This is a genomic window from Brucella pituitosa (assembly GCF_965577835.1).
Lineage (GTDB): Bacteria > Pseudomonadota > Alphaproteobacteria > Rhizobiales > Rhizobiaceae > Brucella > Brucella pituitosa.
In genome coordinates, this window is the sequence record NZ_OZ264093.1 from 1,031,669 (window position 1) to 1,045,885 (window position 14,217).

Genomic DNA, 14,217 nt, shown 5'->3' on the forward strand with positions numbered 1-14,217 from the left:
CCTGCAAAATGGTTGGGGTGGCGTGTCAGTTGTGGTTTACGCACGAGGAATGGCCACCCCTCCGACGAGGCGCTATCTTCTGTCTCGGGCAGCTATCCGGCTATCAATCCATGCCTCAACTTCGGCGCGAACAAATGCTATTCGCTTCGTGGTGAGAGGGATTGGCTTCGGAAAGTGTCCTTCTTTTGCCAGCGCCGAGATTAGAAAACGCGACATTGTTGTGGCTTCCGTCACTTCGCCGAGCGACATCAAACGTGGCTTCTCATCCATCACAAAAACCCCATCGCGCCGACGCCGACAACAACGCAAAATCCGACAACAACCGTCATCTCAACGGCTTCGCGCGCTGCGTATCGTATCCAAGGCATTGGGCGAGCGTGCTTCTTTGCGCGGTAATCCGGACGGCGCATTGGCTCGTCACTGCCCGCACGCGCAGCATCGGTGTGCAGGTCTGGTTCCATGTCGGCGAGCATTTCAAGCAGAGCGCGGTTCATCACGCAGCCTCCGCCAGCTCGGGTGCTTCGGTAGCGACGAGGCGGTAATATCCTCGATTCCCTGCGCCGCGACTGTTGTACGGGATATCCCATCCAAACTGAGGTAGGCGCTTCCGAATGTAGCAGATCTGAGTGCGAACAGTGTCGGCGGCATTCTCAGGCCCACCGTTCGGATCAAGCTGGTAAACATTGTCAACGAGATCGTCGATGTAGATACGGCGCGGGTAAATTGCAGCCAAAGCATCAACGATATTCTTTTGTCCGCGTGAAAACTGGGCTTGATCAAGCTCTTTTGCGGGGTTGCGGGCCATATTATGCAGCCTCCTGCTCAACGCTGGCAGGCAGCGCTTCTACGAGCGCTTCATTACTGGTCGCAATCGCGCCGCTTGTCTGGAAAACTTCAAAAGTTTCGCCGGGGCACAACTTGGCGAGGCGCGTTGCCTCCGCCAGTGCTTGCTCAAACGAGCCGTGTTCATACGGTAGGGTAGTGGCTACGCTGACGCGGCCGGTTAGTTTGCCGCGGCGGAATACAAAGAATCCGCCGCCGATTACTTCGTTCTTTCGAGGTGCTGGCGATCTTCTTCTTCTCGGGGTCTTAGCGTTCATAATAGGTGTCTCCTCGTGTTTGGCTGGTTCAGCAGATCAAGCTGGTGAGGCTGTCTTCGTGCTGTTCTGTCACCCTTATATGCTTATCAGTCATCGGATGTCAACACGATCGATGACAAATACACATATACAGAATCCACAGGGTTAACTAATTATGAAGAATGTTCTTGAAATGTTCTCTTTATGATGGAATCATAATTCAAGAGTTAAGTGTGTGAGGTGCCATGTATCCGCTGTTTGTTGTTCAAGGATTTACTGCGTGCAGATGGGGTGTGATTCCTGATGCTCCGATCCAGGTAGATACAGAGGATCATGCGCTGAGACTGGCTCATCGCTTGGCATGCGAAAAGCCAGCCGTACTTGCGTTATATAGATGGAATAATGAGACACAGATCATCGTCGCCATCGGGCGTGTTCCAGACAGCGCGCTTGAAGCTGTTGCTAATGGCTAATTTCAGCGGGTGTTGTACTTGCCAACGACGCGATGACAGACCGGCCAATCCGCGCGAAATTCCTTGAATTCCTTATGCGGGTTATACTGTTCCAGCATCCATTCGCGGTCATTGAAGCCGACGAGTCGCTTGATGATCGCTTCGTTCTCATCCATTGCGCTCGTATGATAAAGAATTACGTCTTCATCGCGAACTGGCGGCAAATTCGGGTTTACGAGTGCAGTTTCGCCGGGGCGATAGGCCGGAACCATTGATTCCCCAGACAGTAGAAGTCCGTAACCGCCCTTAACGCCCTGCAGTACGGCTGGCATTTTCATATAGCTGATTGGATCAAAGGTGATGATGACATGACCATCGCCACCTTTCGCAGCTGCATAAACGGGCAGGCCGCGTTCTTGGCTGACCAACTGATCGCCGGGGATTGGTGCAGGTGTAAAAGTATCAGCAATCGGCTTAGCTGATGACGAGGTCATTTCGCCGTTGCCAAAGGCAAGCCAATCTTCGTTCAGATCAAGCGCACGAGCCAAGCGGGCAACAAAGTCCACGTTGGCTCCGCGTTTCCCGCTTTCTAAAAGGCTGATCGACGACTTGTCGCGCCCAATAAGGGCGGCGAGGTCAGCCTGGCTCATTCCTTTAAGGTCACGCGCCAAACGAAGGCGCTGCGCGAATTCTTTGTCCATGTTGCTCTTTTCGCATATTGTTGTGAAAATGTAACGTGCGAAAATGTCACCAAGTGTTGACATAGATGCGAATCTGTCATATATAGGTGTCATCAACCGGCGCATAAGACGTCGGATAGTTCGAAGGAGGGCCTACCTCATGATGCCAGAGAACATCCTCCCAAGGATATCGGCACTCAATAGATAGAAGCCGCGCTGAAGCGCAATTGAAACTGAGGAGAGAGCAAATGACCAATTCCGCCGAAAGAAGCGAACCGGCTCTCGTTGTGGCGCCGCCGTAGAGATAACAGGGACGCTGCTGACCTGAATAGGGTCAGTGGCGCTTTCGGCATTCTTGAATGCCGAGAGATTTATAGGACGGCGTTGTGAGCCGGCACCACCCGCTGCTCCGCCGTCCTCGTAATACCCCGGCTTACACGAGGAGGGCTTGCGCCACTTCTACACCGGGGGTTCCTTCGCGAGTACCACCCCGCGCAGGATCACAGATGGCTTCACCAAAGCCATTTGTCAACCAACACCACACACGAGGAGAGCATGAAAGATTATGAAACCATAGAAGAAGTGCATCGCATGCACGAGGTGGGCGCTAACCCGACTGAAATTGGAAATGCGCTTAGCCTGCCCAGATCGACGGTAGCTTCAATTCTCCGCCGACCGATCCCAAAATCTACTGCCGACCGCATTGTTGTGCGGTGCGTTTCGAACGGTGGGTGGTCCACGGCCAATCACTGCGTCAGTTATATCGCAATGCCACGCATCCGTGCGCTGGAAGCCGCGAACGACAATTACGAACAGCCGGGCGCAATCGCAGCCTGAGCAACGTTGGCCCGCATGTGCAGGCCACAGATCAACCTCCTGACAGGAGGAATATCAATGAAATCTCATAACCTGCGTGAGCCCCACAAGGCTTACCAAACCAAATTCACGCGGACTGGTGAGCGGGACACGACAAACCGCAAGCCTTATCGAACCGCCTCGCAGAAGCTGCATGCCCGAGACAGTGCCGTCCTTAAAGATGGTCGGTATGTTTCGAACGCTCCTGTTTCCTTCAGCAGAACGAAGCGGGGTGCAGCGTGACTTGCGAATGCGGTGACTGCTGGGATCTGCCCGGCTCAATTGTGACCCACAAGCTGACAGGCTGGAAGGGGATCATTATCGGCGATCGAGACGGCTGCATGTTCCTCACAGTGCGGTTCTGGATACCAGGTACTGGCCTTGGGACGATCGAGGTTTCGCGCTTCGAAGTCGAACCACCGGCCAAAGATGGTGAGGGCGGTGATGGCTCTGAGATCGGAACAGAAGAAGCCAATGTCATTCCGGTCGATTTCACCAAGGGCGTGAAACTGACCAAAAACACCAAAACACGAGGAGTAGCTTGATGGGTAAATTTAAAGTGGGTGACCGGGTCCAAGTTGTTGACGACAGAGGCGGCAGAAATATTGGAGAAACCGGCGAAATTATCGGCATAGATATCACGTTTTCACCCGCATTCTATTACATCAAATGGGATGCAGGAGTTGCCGAGCAAGGGCTTTATGAGAATCGACTCGAACTTCTGCCCGTTGCTGGCGCAACCGGCAAACCTGCCCTGAAAATCGAAGCAGGCAAATATTACCGGACGCGTGACGGCCGTAAGGTCGGTCCGATGCGCCGATATGTCCACCGCGATGATTTGTTTGACGTAGTAGGAGGTGGCGTGTTCGGAGCAAGTCTCTGGCGCGGTAATGGGACTGCTGTTGAAGAAGAAGATGCGATTGACCTCATCGCCGAATGGGTCGACGAGCCTGTCAAGGCGGCTGCACCGGTTGCCGCGCAGCAGGACACGTCAGAACTAACGGTCAAGCTCTCATTCGATGCCGCTGACGTAACCAACGCAATCAAATCTACCCTCCTGAAAACAAATCAGGGGTACGGCTTCGAGATCGCTCGTCACGGTGATTACGTCTGGGTTGATACAGGTAAGAAGGTGCCGATCGTGCTCAAGGCCACCGACGTGCAAGCTGCCGCCTAACCAGCAAATCCCACCGATAAACCAGCCAGCCCCGCTGCAATCGCGGCGGGGAATGAGGAGGTATTATGCTCAGATCTGATAATGAGGCCGGCGGGCCGGAACCCGCAAAAGCCAAGCCGCAGCAAGTCATCATCATTCATGAAACCGTGCTTAAATCTTGGCTGCGTGATGCCAGCACGTTCGCTCTTTTCTTAGCGCTGATCGGCATCGGAATCCTATTGCAGAGCGTAGCGTTGCAATGGGTCGGCGCGATCATAGGTTTCATTGTGGTCGGAACGCGCGCTTCAATGATCCGTAAGTGCTTCACAATTTCTGATGCACGAAAGCGGCTTGACGAGATGGAGGCCAGCCTATGAGTCCCTTCAAAGACTACGTCGTTGAGGACGACCGCATTTTCACAGAAAAGCAGTTGTCCAGCGAAACTACGTTGGGCCTTGGCGATCGCTTCGTCCAAGGGTTGTTAGTTGTCGCGGCTTTAGCGCTGGCCATTGGCTTTTACTCATGGGTGCTGTCGTGAACGTGGTCACGCCAGCCGGTAATGGCACCGGCAAGATTGCTCGTTCGCTGGCTCTGACCGGCTTTACCCTTGGATTCTTGCTGATCGTGGCAGGGCTCATTTTCTGGAACGCAGTGCTGCCTTTCTACGGTCTGCTTTATTTGTGGGGTGGCCAATGACCTACCCACGGCTCCCCACGCTAGCCACATCGGCGCCAGTCTGGCTGATAGGCTCGCTGATCCTACTGGCCATGATGATCGTAATTCAACTTACCCACTAACCACACACGAGGAGTTACTTATGGCTCTGAATTGGAACGACGGTATCCCAGATGATACCAATGAAAATGAACCGGCGTTTTGCGTCTTCTATGCTGGCGCTAAGTCAGGAAAGACGACGCTGGCGAGCGAGTTCCCTGCGCCGCTTTATGTCCGTACCGGCAAGGGAGAACGCGCGCCTGCAGGTGTAACAATGAAGTCTTTCGGCGTGTCTGAATCCTATCGCGACGTGATGGAACAGGCTGACTGGATGCTGGACGCGCAACATGATCGCAAGACCTTCATCTTGGATTCTGCTGACGGGCTGGAGCAACATATCTTTGCCGAAGTGTGCGCCAAAAACAAGGTAGCCAGCATTGAGGATATTCCTTACGGCAAGGGATACACGCAAGCGTCGGGAATCTGGCACGAATTCATTGCCAAGGTGATGCAGCTAAAAGAGGCCGGGTTCTATGTAGTTGTCATAGCGCACGTGAAGTCAAAGACCGTGCCCGGTGTAACTACTGATAGTTATCCGCGATACATGCCAAATCTACGGGATGATGCAATCGGCATCGTGGTGGATGCAGCCGACCTGATTGGCTTTCTGCATCAGCGCGTTTCCATCCGTAAGGAAGATGTGGGGTTTAATAAGAAAAACACCCGAGGCGAGGGCGGCGGTGACATGCTAATCGCTGTACAGGAGAGGCCTGGGTTCATTTCTGGCAACAGATATGACATCGAAAAGCCCACCCTTCCTTTTAAGCGCGGCGAAGGTTTCAAGGCGCTGGACTATTACTTCCAGCGCAATGCTTTAGCGCCTGACAGTGACAATACACCGGAGCAGCAAGAAGATGCGGCATAAACAATGAGCGAATGCGAGGTGCAGATGAAAACCTGCACAGCGTGCATGGAGGTGAAGCCCGTACATGAGTTCTCCAAATCGAAGTCCGGTAAGCATGGCGTCCGAAGCGTATGTAAGGGGTGCACCAACTCTTATAACGCCGACTATCGATTAAAAAACCTGGAAGCCGTTAATGCGGCCTCAGCAAATTGGAGGGCGGAAAATAAGGACCGTATTCGCTCATATAACCAGTCATATCATGAAGCGCACTATGTCCCGAAACCCGAGAAAACATATAGAACTAAAAAGGAGGCTGATCGTGATTACTATCACTTGAACAGGGCCGCCATTATTAACCGCGCTACGAAATGGAATAGGGACAATCGGGAGAAATCACGAGAGCACGGACGCAAAACTCAAGAGCGTAAACGGCTAACGACAAAAGGAAGGCTGGACGATGTGATGTCGTCGAGTATCTACCAAGCCGTTCAAGGCAATAAGGCTGGCCGAAGTTGGGAAAAACTAGTCGGATATTCCGTCAAAGATTTGATGGCTCACCTGGAAAGCAATTTTCTTCCCGGTATGTCTTGGCAAAACTACGGACAAAACGGCTGGCACATCGACCACATCATCCCTCGATCGGTATTCAATTACGAAGAGCCAGAAGACATAGATTTCAAGCGCTGTTGGGCGCTGGACAATATGCAGCCTTTATGGTGGCGCGATAACCTATCGAAAGGCGCAAAACTCACCGCGCCTTTCCAACCATCGTTAGCGATGACAGTTAACGACAACCAACCACCACTAAAAACACGAGGAGCCTGATATGGCCCAATTAGGAACTAAATTCGACGCGACATCTGTCGATACCGCACCACAAGATTTTTCAACTCTACCTTTAGGTGTTTATCGCCTTGAAGTCACCGCATCGGAAGTCGCGGCAACTAAGGCGGGGACGGGAACAATCCTCAAATTAACGTATGACGTCGTTGAGCCTGATCCACATGTTGGACGTAAGATTTTTGCGAACATCAATATCCAGAACGCCAATCCAACCGCTCAAGAGATTGGCCAAAGGGAACTTGGGAGCCTTTGCCGGGCTATCGGCATCTCAGAGTTGGAAGACAGCGAGGAACTTCACTTCGTCGCTTTTACAGCAAAAGTTGGTCTTGAAAAACCACAAGAAGGATATGCGCAACGTAATAAAATCGTCAGATTCTATTATCCCGACGAAAACAACGTGCCAGAGCCGAGCATTGACGCTCAACAGCCTGCGGCGGCAGCGCAGCGACCAGCCAATGACAACCGCCCTGCAGCGGCAAACAACAACAAGCCAGCGCAGCCTGCAAAAGCTGCGGGCAGCCGTCCTTGGTCTAAGTAAAGGCCCAACAAGCTGCCGGTGCTAGCGCGCCGGTAGCCCACCGAACCGAACACGAGGAGTTTTGTATGGCTTACGAATCCGAGCGCAGACAGATCGATGGTGCGCTTCCGATACGCTTCGACGGTGCGTTTGTTGCTGGTGGCGCAGTCACAAGCGTCTTTACCGGGACTGACATCAATGACGTTGACTTGTATTTCAAATCTCGCTGCGCATTCGAGCGAGCTGTTTATGATGCATATGAGGAGGGCCTTTGGTGTGTGGCTGCAAGTAAGCGCGCCGTTACCTTTACTGACCGGAGCAACAATATTGCTCAGTTGATGTATTTTGACTTCTTCCCAAGTGCGCTGTCTATTTTTGACGCTTTTGACTTCACCATCTGCATGGGCGCGGTGGATCTGGATGCAGGCGCCAACAGCCCAGATTCCGGATTTACCTTTCATCCTGACTTTCTGAAGCACAACAGCCAGCGCTTTCTGAAATTCAATGCTGGCACTCGCTATCCACTCGCGTCAGCTACACGCGTCCTGAAGTATCAACAGCGTGGCTACACGATAGGCAAAGGCGACATTATGAAAGTTGCCTTGGCCGTTCGGGGTGTGAAAATTGAAACTTGGGAAGATCTGAAAGACCAGATCGGCGGCGCGTATGGTGACAAGGTTGTGTTGGGTAATGAGGACAAGCCCTTCACCATTGAGGCGGCGATCGAGGCACTGACTGTTGACGATGCCGAAAGCGAACCATGGGTGCAACCGGCCAACGATAACATGCCGGGCAGTGCCGAAGCGCTGCTGAACCACCTTGCCGATCTCAATGGCATCGAATTTGTTCCGCCTGAGCTTGACGAAGACGGCTGGCCTCTAGCAGCCTAAACCAACCACGGCGCGGTCACCAGCCGCGCCTAAACCACCAGCACGAGGAGAAGCCCATGCGGGTAACGCTTGACCGAGCGCAGCTTGCGCACGCCTTGTCGACAGTGACAAAGGCAGTTGAGGCCAGAACGACAATCCCAATCCTTGGCAACGTGCTCTTGTTCGCGGACAAAGGACAGCTGAGCATCACAGGCACCAATCTTGACTTGGAAATCAGCACCAGCTTGCCGGTTCTGGATAGCCAGGACGGCACTGTCACGGTTGCAGGTAAGCTACTTCTGGATATTGCGAAGCGCGCCACAAGTGACATTAGCTTGGAATCCGGCGGCAATCATCTGATCGTTAAATCTGGCAAGAGCCGTTTCAAGCTGGACACGCTGCCAGCCGCTGACTTCCCGTCCTTCAGTCACGGAAGCTTCGACACCACGATCGAGTTCGATCTGGCATCACTCGTGCAAGAAGTGCAATTCGCTGTCAGCACAGAAGAAACCCGTTATTACCTGAACGGCGTATTTCTGGAAGCCAAGGACGGCCATATCGTTGCCACGGCAACAGACGGTCATCGCCTTGCGTCGACACGCATTGAGCAGGAGGCGACGTTTGCGTCGGTCATTCTTCCTAACAAACTTCTGTCATTGCTGCCGGCCGGAGTTGTGTCCGTTTCGTTGTCGTCGAACAAAGTGATGGTCGAAAGCGGTTCGACTGTCATCGTGTCGAAACTAGTCGACGGCACATATCCAGATTACGAGCGCGTTATTCCCAAGCCATCGGAGCGTGTCGCTACGCTGTCGGCGAAAGCACTGCGCGAAGCTGTCGGCCGCACGTCTGTTATCGCCAGTGAGCGCGGTAAGGCAGTTCGCTTCTCATTTGCTTCGGATGCTCTGACGCTCAATGTTGCTAATCCAGATCGCGGCGACGCAACTGAGGAGATGGAAGTCAACTTCAGCAGCGAGCCTCTGACGATCGGTTTCAACGGTCAGTATGTCACCGATCTGATGGCGGCGTTTGGTGCGGATGAAATCACGATGTCGATGGCGGACTCCGGTTCGCCTGCGCTGATCACGTCAGCCGGTCGGCCGGGCTTTCGCACAGTCCTTATGCCCATGCGCGTGTAGGACAATGGCACCACTCCCCAAACCACAATCTACAACCGTCGGCGCGATCTATGCTGCTTACGAGGCCCGGGCGAAATCCTGGGACTCGTGGGGCATCAGCGTGGGCGAGGCTGGCACAGAATGCGACAGGGCGCTTTGGTATGGCTTCAGGTGGGCTTCCGCCCACGAGGTGCACAGCGGCCGCCAGCTGCGCTTGTTTGAAACGGGCAACATCGAGGAAGACCGGTTGGTCGCTGATCTCGAGCGTATCGGCGTCGACGTGTACGGGCAGCAAGACAAGATCCGGCTAGTGTCTGGATTCGTGCGCGGCAAGTGTGACGGTAAGGCAATGAATGTGCCGGAGGCGTCGAAGACAGAGCACCTGCTAGAGTTTAAATCGAGCAATGCCAAGGGCTTCGCGTTGATTGTTAAGGATGGATGCCAGAAAGCAAAGCCGTTGCACTATGCGCAGTGCCAGCTTGGAATGCATGCCTTCAGTTTAAGCCGCTGCCTTTATCTGGTGTCGTGCAAGGACAGCGACAGCCTTTATTCCGAGCGCATCGAATACGATCTGGAATTCTGCCTGCGACTGGTCGCGCGCTGCGAACGCATCGTGTTTTCGGACATGCCTCCGAGCAGGATTAGCGAAAACCCGGAGTTCTTTGGATGCATGTTCTGCAAGCATAAAACGGTCTGTCATCACGATGCACAGCCGCGTGTGAATTGCCGAACCTGCCTTCATGCTCAGCCAGAAAGCGGCGGAGATTGCCATATCTCATGTGCGCGATGGGCAAAGCCATTGTCAATCGACGAACAGCGTGACGGCTGCCCGGCGCACTTGTACCTGCCGGGCATGGTGAATGGCGAGCAGATCGATGTCGACGAGGACGCTGAGACGATAACTTACAGGATGAAGTCGGGAGAGGTTTGGGTGGATGGTCACGGGCCAAGTAAATGAACATGAGAAGCGAAGGCATCTGGGATATCAATGTCATAGTCACCCAGACGATCTATCGCTGCTTCCCAGTCTTTCTTTTCAAAACGATCCGGCAGCTCGAGTATTATGTATTCACCAGTCAGTTCAGGAAAGCCTGCTTCGATCAAAACTTCAAATCCAGTTGTCTCTCGTCCGTGAACCCATGATCGAATTGTCTCCACGACACCCTTCGCCGCAACTTTCTTACGGGTTCGGTTAGCAAGAGTTTTACGGCCATTTTTCTTGGTCAACAGGTCTTCGTATGCGGCGATCATTTCCCAGAAACGTTGCTCTAAAGGATCTTCATGATCTCTTCCTGCAAGCCAGAACAGCCTCTTTCTACACCGGATAGCTAGATCAGCTTCACCAAGTCTCTCGGCATTGGCCAGTAGGGCTAGAACCTTAGATGGTTGATCCATTGCCTCAGGCTGCACTGTAATTTTGAACTTTGACACTAGGACGCCCCCAACATGCTAACCTTACGAAACTACCAGTCAGAAGCAATAGACGCCGTATTCGACTATTGGCAAGAGGAGGCAGGCAATCCGCTTGTTGATCTTGCGACCGGCTGCGGCAAGTCGTTGGTTATGGCGTCGTTGATCCAGCGGCTCGTTGAAGGATGGCCTGATATGCGAGTGATGGTCGTCACCCACGTCGCGGAGCTGATCGAACAGAATTATCTGGAATTGCTTGGCGTCTGGCCATTCGCGCCTGCAGGTATCTATTCAGCTGGTTTGGGTCGTCGTGATGCGCGCAGTCAGATCGTGTTTGTCGGAATTCAGACTGTTCACAACAAGGCGGAGCAAATCGGGCATGTCGACGTGCTTATGGTCGACGAGTGCCACCTCATCCCAATCAACAGCAATACGATGTATCGCAAGTTCATTGATGCGCTGCTCGAAATCAACCCGGATATGAAGATCCTCGGACTGACTGCGACGCCTTATCGGCTGGATAGCGGTCGCCTGGATGAGGGCGCAGATCGCCTGTTTGACCAGATCGTCTACACCTACGGCGTTGCTGACGGTATCCGTGACGGATTCCTTGCCCCGCTCACCAGCAAGCCGACGGCTACAGAATACGACGTCAAAGGCGTCGGGCGTCTTGGCGGAGATTACAAGCAGCGTGCACTGGAAGAAGCGATCAATCGAACTGACCTTAATGACGCGGTTGTTTCTGAGATCATCGCGAAGGGCGCAGACCGTCGTTCGTGGCTTTGTTTCTGTGCCGGCGTAAAGGCTGCGCTGGACGTGCGCGACGTGTTCAGATCTCGTGGCATTTCCTGTGAAGCCGTAACAGGCGACACGCCAAAGGAAGAACGTCGCCGCATCCTAGAGGACTTCAAGTCATACCGTATCCAGTGCGTAACGAACAATTCAGTTCTTACAACAGGATTTAATCATAAGGGCGTTGATTTAATTGCATTTATGCGCCCGACTCTGTCTTTGAGTTTGTATGTCCAGATGGCGGGTCGTGGTACTCGTCCGCTCTATAAGGTAGGTGCGCCTCTGGATACCGTTGAGGAGCGGCTAGCTGCTATCAGTGCAGGACTGAAGAAGAATTGCCTCGTTCTGGATTTCGCGAAACTCGTAGACAGGCACGGGCCTGTCGACATGGTTGAGCCGAAAGCTCCGAGTGCTGGCAACGGCGAGCCGCCAATCAAGATTTGCCCGACAGTGCCAGACGACAACGGAGCAGTCGGTTGCGGTGAGAAGGTGCACATCTCGCTCATGAAGTGCCCGTGCTGCGGATATGACTTCCCGCCGAATGAGGATGAGAAGCTAACACGGCAGGCCGCCGACGTTCCGATTGTCAGCACCGCCGAAGCAGAATGGCGCAAGGTAACCGGTAGGACGTTTCATTTCCACGAAGGAAAGGGCGACAAGCCGCCGTCGGTGAAGTGCAGCTACATCGCAGGCTATACGCAGATCAATGAATGGCTTTGCCCGCAGCATACTGGTTTCGCACAAACCAAGGCGCATCGATGGTGGACGCAGCACGGCGGTCAGCGACCTTTCCCTAAAACGGTCATGGAGTGGCTCGAACGCCAGCGCGAGTTGCTCACCACCGACGAAATCAGCGTTGTGCCAAACGGCAAATATTGGAATGTGAAAGACGTGCGGGCAGGTGTAGCAGCAGACAACGACAATGTTCCGGAGCATGCGAACGACAATATGTCGATAGGTCTTTCAGAGCTTCTGGACGACGAAATTCCATTTTGAGACCCGTATCGCGCTTTGGGCGGGGGGCTTGGGTTGCGCGATACGGGTGCCGTCCTGCGAACAGGATGCCGACATTAAATAGGTACGAGCGATGAATTCCGAAATGACAGTTTGTTGCAGTTGCAAATGGTTAGTGCCGCAACCAAAAAAGTCGCCCTGCAGCGAGAGCCGTCAGAGCGACTGCGTACGGCGCCCCCACCCGGAAGCCAATACGCGATACAACCGTAACATCTGAGACCTGCAAGTAAAAGTTACATTTACTTTAGATTCCTGTTGCGCCCGCTGTCGACCCCACCACAATGAGCATTACCAGGCCTTACCAGCCAAAACCACACGAGGAGAAAACATGAAGAATATCGACGCAGATACATATGATCCGTACAACGCCAGAACCGCAGTTCAGCCGGGCCACAACAACCCGCCGACTTCCCCGTATGAAGAGATCAAGCAGGAAATCGAAGACCTGTTCGACGAGGCGAAGAACTTCGCGGACGGCGAAGCGATCGACAATCAGGCTCTCGCTGATGCCGTGACCGAACTGCACGACAAGCTGCATGATGCTGGCAACCGTGCCGATACCGCTCGCAAGACTGAAGCTAAGCCGCACGACGACGCCAAAGCTGAAATCCAGGCGCGTTACAATAAGCTGATCGGCAACACCAAGACGTCAGGCAAGGGCAAGGTCGTGCTTGGCAAGGAAGTGCTGCAAGGGCTGCTGACTCCATGGCGCAATAAGGTTGCTGCTGAAAAGGAAGCTGCGGCTAAAGCCGCGCGTGAGGAAGCGGACCGCGTAATCCGCGAGGCGCAGGAAGCCATGCAGGCGAGCGCTGGCAATCTGGAAGCGCGCGAGCAGGCCGAGGAACTGGTCAAGGAAGCCAAACAATCTGACCGTTGGGCGAAACGCGAAGACAAGGCGGCCACGACTGGCACTGGCCTGCGCTCGGTGTGGCATTGCGATCTGGTTGACGAAGGCGTCGCGCTTGATTGGGCATATGGCCGTGCGCCGGAGCGATTCAAAGCTGTTGTGCAGGCAATGGCCGAGGAAACCGTACGCGCCGGTATGCGTCAGGTGCCGGGGTTTACGGTACGGGAAGAACGGGTGGCGCGGTGAGGGCTACTTTGACCAGTCAAAAAAACCACTGAGACCTGTAAGCGATCGGGGCGACACGGCGAGGCCGCTTAATATGTTTTTTAGTTCCTTGGCTGGTATGCTTCCCTCGTTGAATAAATCGTATGTGCCGTCATCCTCCATATTCTCAGAGATGTGGAACAATATCCTCCAGATTACGTAACATTTTGCCGCCTCCTGATGTTGAGCAATCGGAGAAACACCGCCGTACAGCAATTTTGCCAAGCTGTCCTCTATGTGCAGTAGCGCATCACGTTTGGTTGCGCTGATGATTGAGGACAGCATTGGGTTTATGAGAGAAAGTGAGGGAAGATACGCCGAAGTTGAGGGAAAATAGTCACGGGCCCGGTCGGGAGCATAGTGAGCTATCTGATAAGCTGCATCTCTGAACTCATCAGATATCAGGCTACATGCGATAGTTGATTGGCGCTTTCGTGCCTCTTGGTCGTTAACACGCGCAATGTGTGCAGTCCTGTTGGCTGCAAACATTACAAAGGCACCAGCGAATAGCGCACATATTCCGGCAATGAGAGTCTGCCACTTCGACGCCCACTCGAGAAGAACTAACTTGCGCAGCCAAATTAAGGTCTCTGTGACGCATGCATATGAATCTGCAGCGCAACCCAAATCATAAATTTTGATACCGACAAAAGCTGTCAACCAAACCGCGAACAGCGCGACAAGCGCCCAACCCAATAATTTCATC

Annotated in this window: 22 protein-coding genes; 15 read left to right on the forward strand and 7 right to left on the reverse strand. The window is 53.6% G+C overall.

All coding sequences use genetic code 11. The features are described 5' to 3' along the window. Positions 1 to 72 precede the first annotated feature (72 nt). Genes ACSME1_RS16005 through ACSME1_RS16020 form a run of 4 tightly spaced genes read right to left on the reverse strand, consistent with a single transcriptional unit; the run spans position 73 to position 1,100 of the window. Positions 73 to 270 carry a helix-turn-helix transcriptional regulator gene (locus tag ACSME1_RS16005; RefSeq protein WP_435654984.1) on the reverse strand — a complete coding sequence of 66 codons (198 nt, stop codon included), beginning with the start codon at positions 268 to 270 and terminating at the stop codon, positions 73 to 75. Further along, a complete protein-coding gene (locus tag ACSME1_RS16010; RefSeq protein ID WP_435654985.1) occupies positions 270 to 494 on the reverse strand; it encodes a hypothetical protein in 225 nt (74 codons plus the stop codon). Before ACSME1_RS16010 ends, ACSME1_RS16005 begins: the two co-directional genes overlap by 1 nt. Then, positions 494 to 805 (reverse strand): hypothetical protein, encoded by a 312-nt coding sequence (locus tag ACSME1_RS16015; RefSeq protein ID WP_435654986.1) that lies wholly within the window; start codon positions 803 to 805, stop codon positions 494 to 496. Before ACSME1_RS16015 ends, ACSME1_RS16010 begins: the two co-directional genes overlap by 1 nt. A 1-nt stretch (position 806) precedes the next feature. Continuing rightward, positions 807 to 1,100: a hypothetical protein gene (locus tag ACSME1_RS16020; RefSeq protein ID WP_435654987.1), complete on the reverse strand. Its 294-nt coding sequence runs from the start codon at positions 1,098 to 1,100 to the stop codon at positions 807 to 809. A gap of 224 nt (positions 1,101 to 1,324) precedes the next feature. Between ACSME1_RS16020 and ACSME1_RS16025 the strand changes: the two genes are divergently transcribed. After that, on the forward strand, positions 1,325 to 1,552 hold the full coding sequence (locus ACSME1_RS16025; protein ID WP_435654988.1) for a hypothetical protein: 228 nt from the start codon (positions 1,325 to 1,327) through the stop codon (positions 1,550 to 1,552). Positions 1,553 to 1,554: 2 nt separating this feature from the next. On the opposite strand, the gene ACSME1_RS16030 is transcribed toward ACSME1_RS16025, so the two are convergent. Continuing rightward, on the reverse strand, positions 1,555 to 2,232 hold the full coding sequence (locus ACSME1_RS16030) for an XRE family transcriptional regulator (RefSeq protein WP_435654989.1): 678 nt from the start codon (positions 2,230 to 2,232) through the stop codon (positions 1,555 to 1,557). 534 nt (positions 2,233 to 2,766) lie between these two features. Between ACSME1_RS16030 and ACSME1_RS16035 the strand changes: the two genes are divergently transcribed. The 12 genes from ACSME1_RS16035 to ACSME1_RS16090 all read left to right on the forward strand — a co-directional run bounded on the left by ACSME1_RS16035 (position 2,767) and on the right by ACSME1_RS16090 (position 10,142). Beyond that, complete coding sequence (locus tag ACSME1_RS16035) at positions 2,767 to 3,048, forward strand: hypothetical protein (protein WP_094544775.1); 282 nt, start codon at positions 2,767 to 2,769, stop codon at positions 3,046 to 3,048. Between the two features lie 257 nt (positions 3,049 to 3,305). Then, positions 3,306 to 3,611, forward strand: a complete 306-nt coding sequence (locus ACSME1_RS16040) for a hypothetical protein (RefSeq protein WP_435654990.1) — start codon at positions 3,306 to 3,308, stop codon at positions 3,609 to 3,611. Beyond that, positions 3,611 to 4,243 (forward strand): hypothetical protein, encoded by a 633-nt coding sequence (locus ACSME1_RS16045; RefSeq protein WP_435654991.1) that lies wholly within the window; start codon positions 3,611 to 3,613, stop codon positions 4,241 to 4,243. Before ACSME1_RS16040 ends, ACSME1_RS16045 begins: the two co-directional genes overlap by 1 nt. A 65-nt stretch (positions 4,244 to 4,308) precedes the next feature. Further along, a complete protein-coding gene (locus ACSME1_RS16050) occupies positions 4,309 to 4,599 on the forward strand; it encodes a hypothetical protein (RefSeq protein ID WP_396996233.1) in 291 nt (96 codons plus the stop codon). Then, positions 4,596 to 4,760: a hypothetical protein gene (locus ACSME1_RS16055; RefSeq protein ID WP_435654992.1), complete on the forward strand. Its 165-nt coding sequence runs from the start codon at positions 4,596 to 4,598 to the stop codon at positions 4,758 to 4,760. The genes ACSME1_RS16050 and ACSME1_RS16055 overlap by 4 nt, the downstream gene beginning before the upstream one ends. Beyond that, entirely contained in the window at positions 4,745 to 4,918 is a 174-nt protein-coding gene (locus ACSME1_RS16060; RefSeq protein WP_435654993.1) for a hypothetical protein, read from the forward strand. Before ACSME1_RS16055 ends, ACSME1_RS16060 begins: the two co-directional genes overlap by 16 nt. 121 nt (positions 4,919 to 5,039) lie before the next feature. Further along, the gene (locus tag ACSME1_RS16065; RefSeq protein WP_435654994.1) at positions 5,040 to 5,861 is read left to right on the forward strand and encodes an ATP-binding protein; all 822 of its coding nucleotides are present in this window, start codon (positions 5,040 to 5,042) and stop codon (positions 5,859 to 5,861) included. Positions 5,862 to 5,864: 3 nt separating this feature from the next. Next, the gene (locus tag ACSME1_RS16070) at positions 5,865 to 6,665 is read left to right on the forward strand and encodes a hypothetical protein (RefSeq protein ID WP_435654995.1); all 801 of its coding nucleotides are present in this window, start codon (positions 5,865 to 5,867) and stop codon (positions 6,663 to 6,665) included. A 1-nt stretch (position 6,666) separates the two neighbouring features. After that, a complete protein-coding gene (locus ACSME1_RS16075; protein ID WP_435654996.1) occupies positions 6,667 to 7,221 on the forward strand; it encodes a DUF669 domain-containing protein in 555 nt (184 codons plus the stop codon). A 65-nt stretch (positions 7,222 to 7,286) separates the two neighbouring features. Next, the gene (locus ACSME1_RS16080; RefSeq protein WP_435654997.1) at positions 7,287 to 8,090 is read left to right on the forward strand and encodes a hypothetical protein; all 804 of its coding nucleotides are present in this window, start codon (positions 7,287 to 7,289) and stop codon (positions 8,088 to 8,090) included. A 56-nt stretch (positions 8,091 to 8,146) separates the two neighbouring features. After that, positions 8,147 to 9,205, forward strand: a complete 1,059-nt coding sequence (dnaN, locus tag ACSME1_RS16085) for a DNA polymerase III subunit beta (protein WP_435654998.1) — start codon at positions 8,147 to 8,149, stop codon at positions 9,203 to 9,205. A gap of 4 nt (positions 9,206 to 9,209) precedes the next feature. Beyond that, positions 9,210 to 10,142, forward strand: coding sequence for an oxidoreductase (locus tag ACSME1_RS16090; protein WP_435654999.1), 933 nt, complete (start codon positions 9,210 to 9,212; stop codon positions 10,140 to 10,142). Here the strand turns inward: ACSME1_RS16090 and ACSME1_RS16095 are convergent. Beyond that, positions 10,124 to 10,615: a hypothetical protein gene (locus ACSME1_RS16095; RefSeq protein ID WP_435655000.1), complete on the reverse strand. Its 492-nt coding sequence runs from the start codon at positions 10,613 to 10,615 to the stop codon at positions 10,124 to 10,126. The genes ACSME1_RS16090 and ACSME1_RS16095 overlap by 19 nt on opposite strands. 15 nt (positions 10,616 to 10,630) lie before the next feature. Here ACSME1_RS16095 and ACSME1_RS16100 point away from each other — a divergent pair, with 15 nt between their 5' ends. Together ACSME1_RS16100 and ACSME1_RS16105 are read left to right on the forward strand one after the other, a co-directional pair. Next, positions 10,631 to 12,382 carry a DEAD/DEAH box helicase gene (locus ACSME1_RS16100; protein ID WP_435655001.1) on the forward strand — a complete coding sequence of 584 codons (1,752 nt, stop codon included), beginning with the start codon at positions 10,631 to 10,633 and terminating at the stop codon, positions 12,380 to 12,382. 346 nt (positions 12,383 to 12,728) lie between these two features. Then, positions 12,729 to 13,493, forward strand: a complete 765-nt coding sequence (locus ACSME1_RS16105; RefSeq protein ID WP_435655002.1) for a hypothetical protein — start codon at positions 12,729 to 12,731, stop codon at positions 13,491 to 13,493. Positions 13,494 to 13,496: 3 nt separating this feature from the next. Here the strand turns inward: ACSME1_RS16105 and ACSME1_RS16110 are convergent, their stop codons facing one another. Continuing rightward, a complete protein-coding gene (locus ACSME1_RS16110; RefSeq protein ID WP_435655003.1) occupies positions 13,497 to 14,216 on the reverse strand; it encodes a hypothetical protein in 720 nt (239 codons plus the stop codon). Position 14,217: the final 1 nt, after the last annotated feature.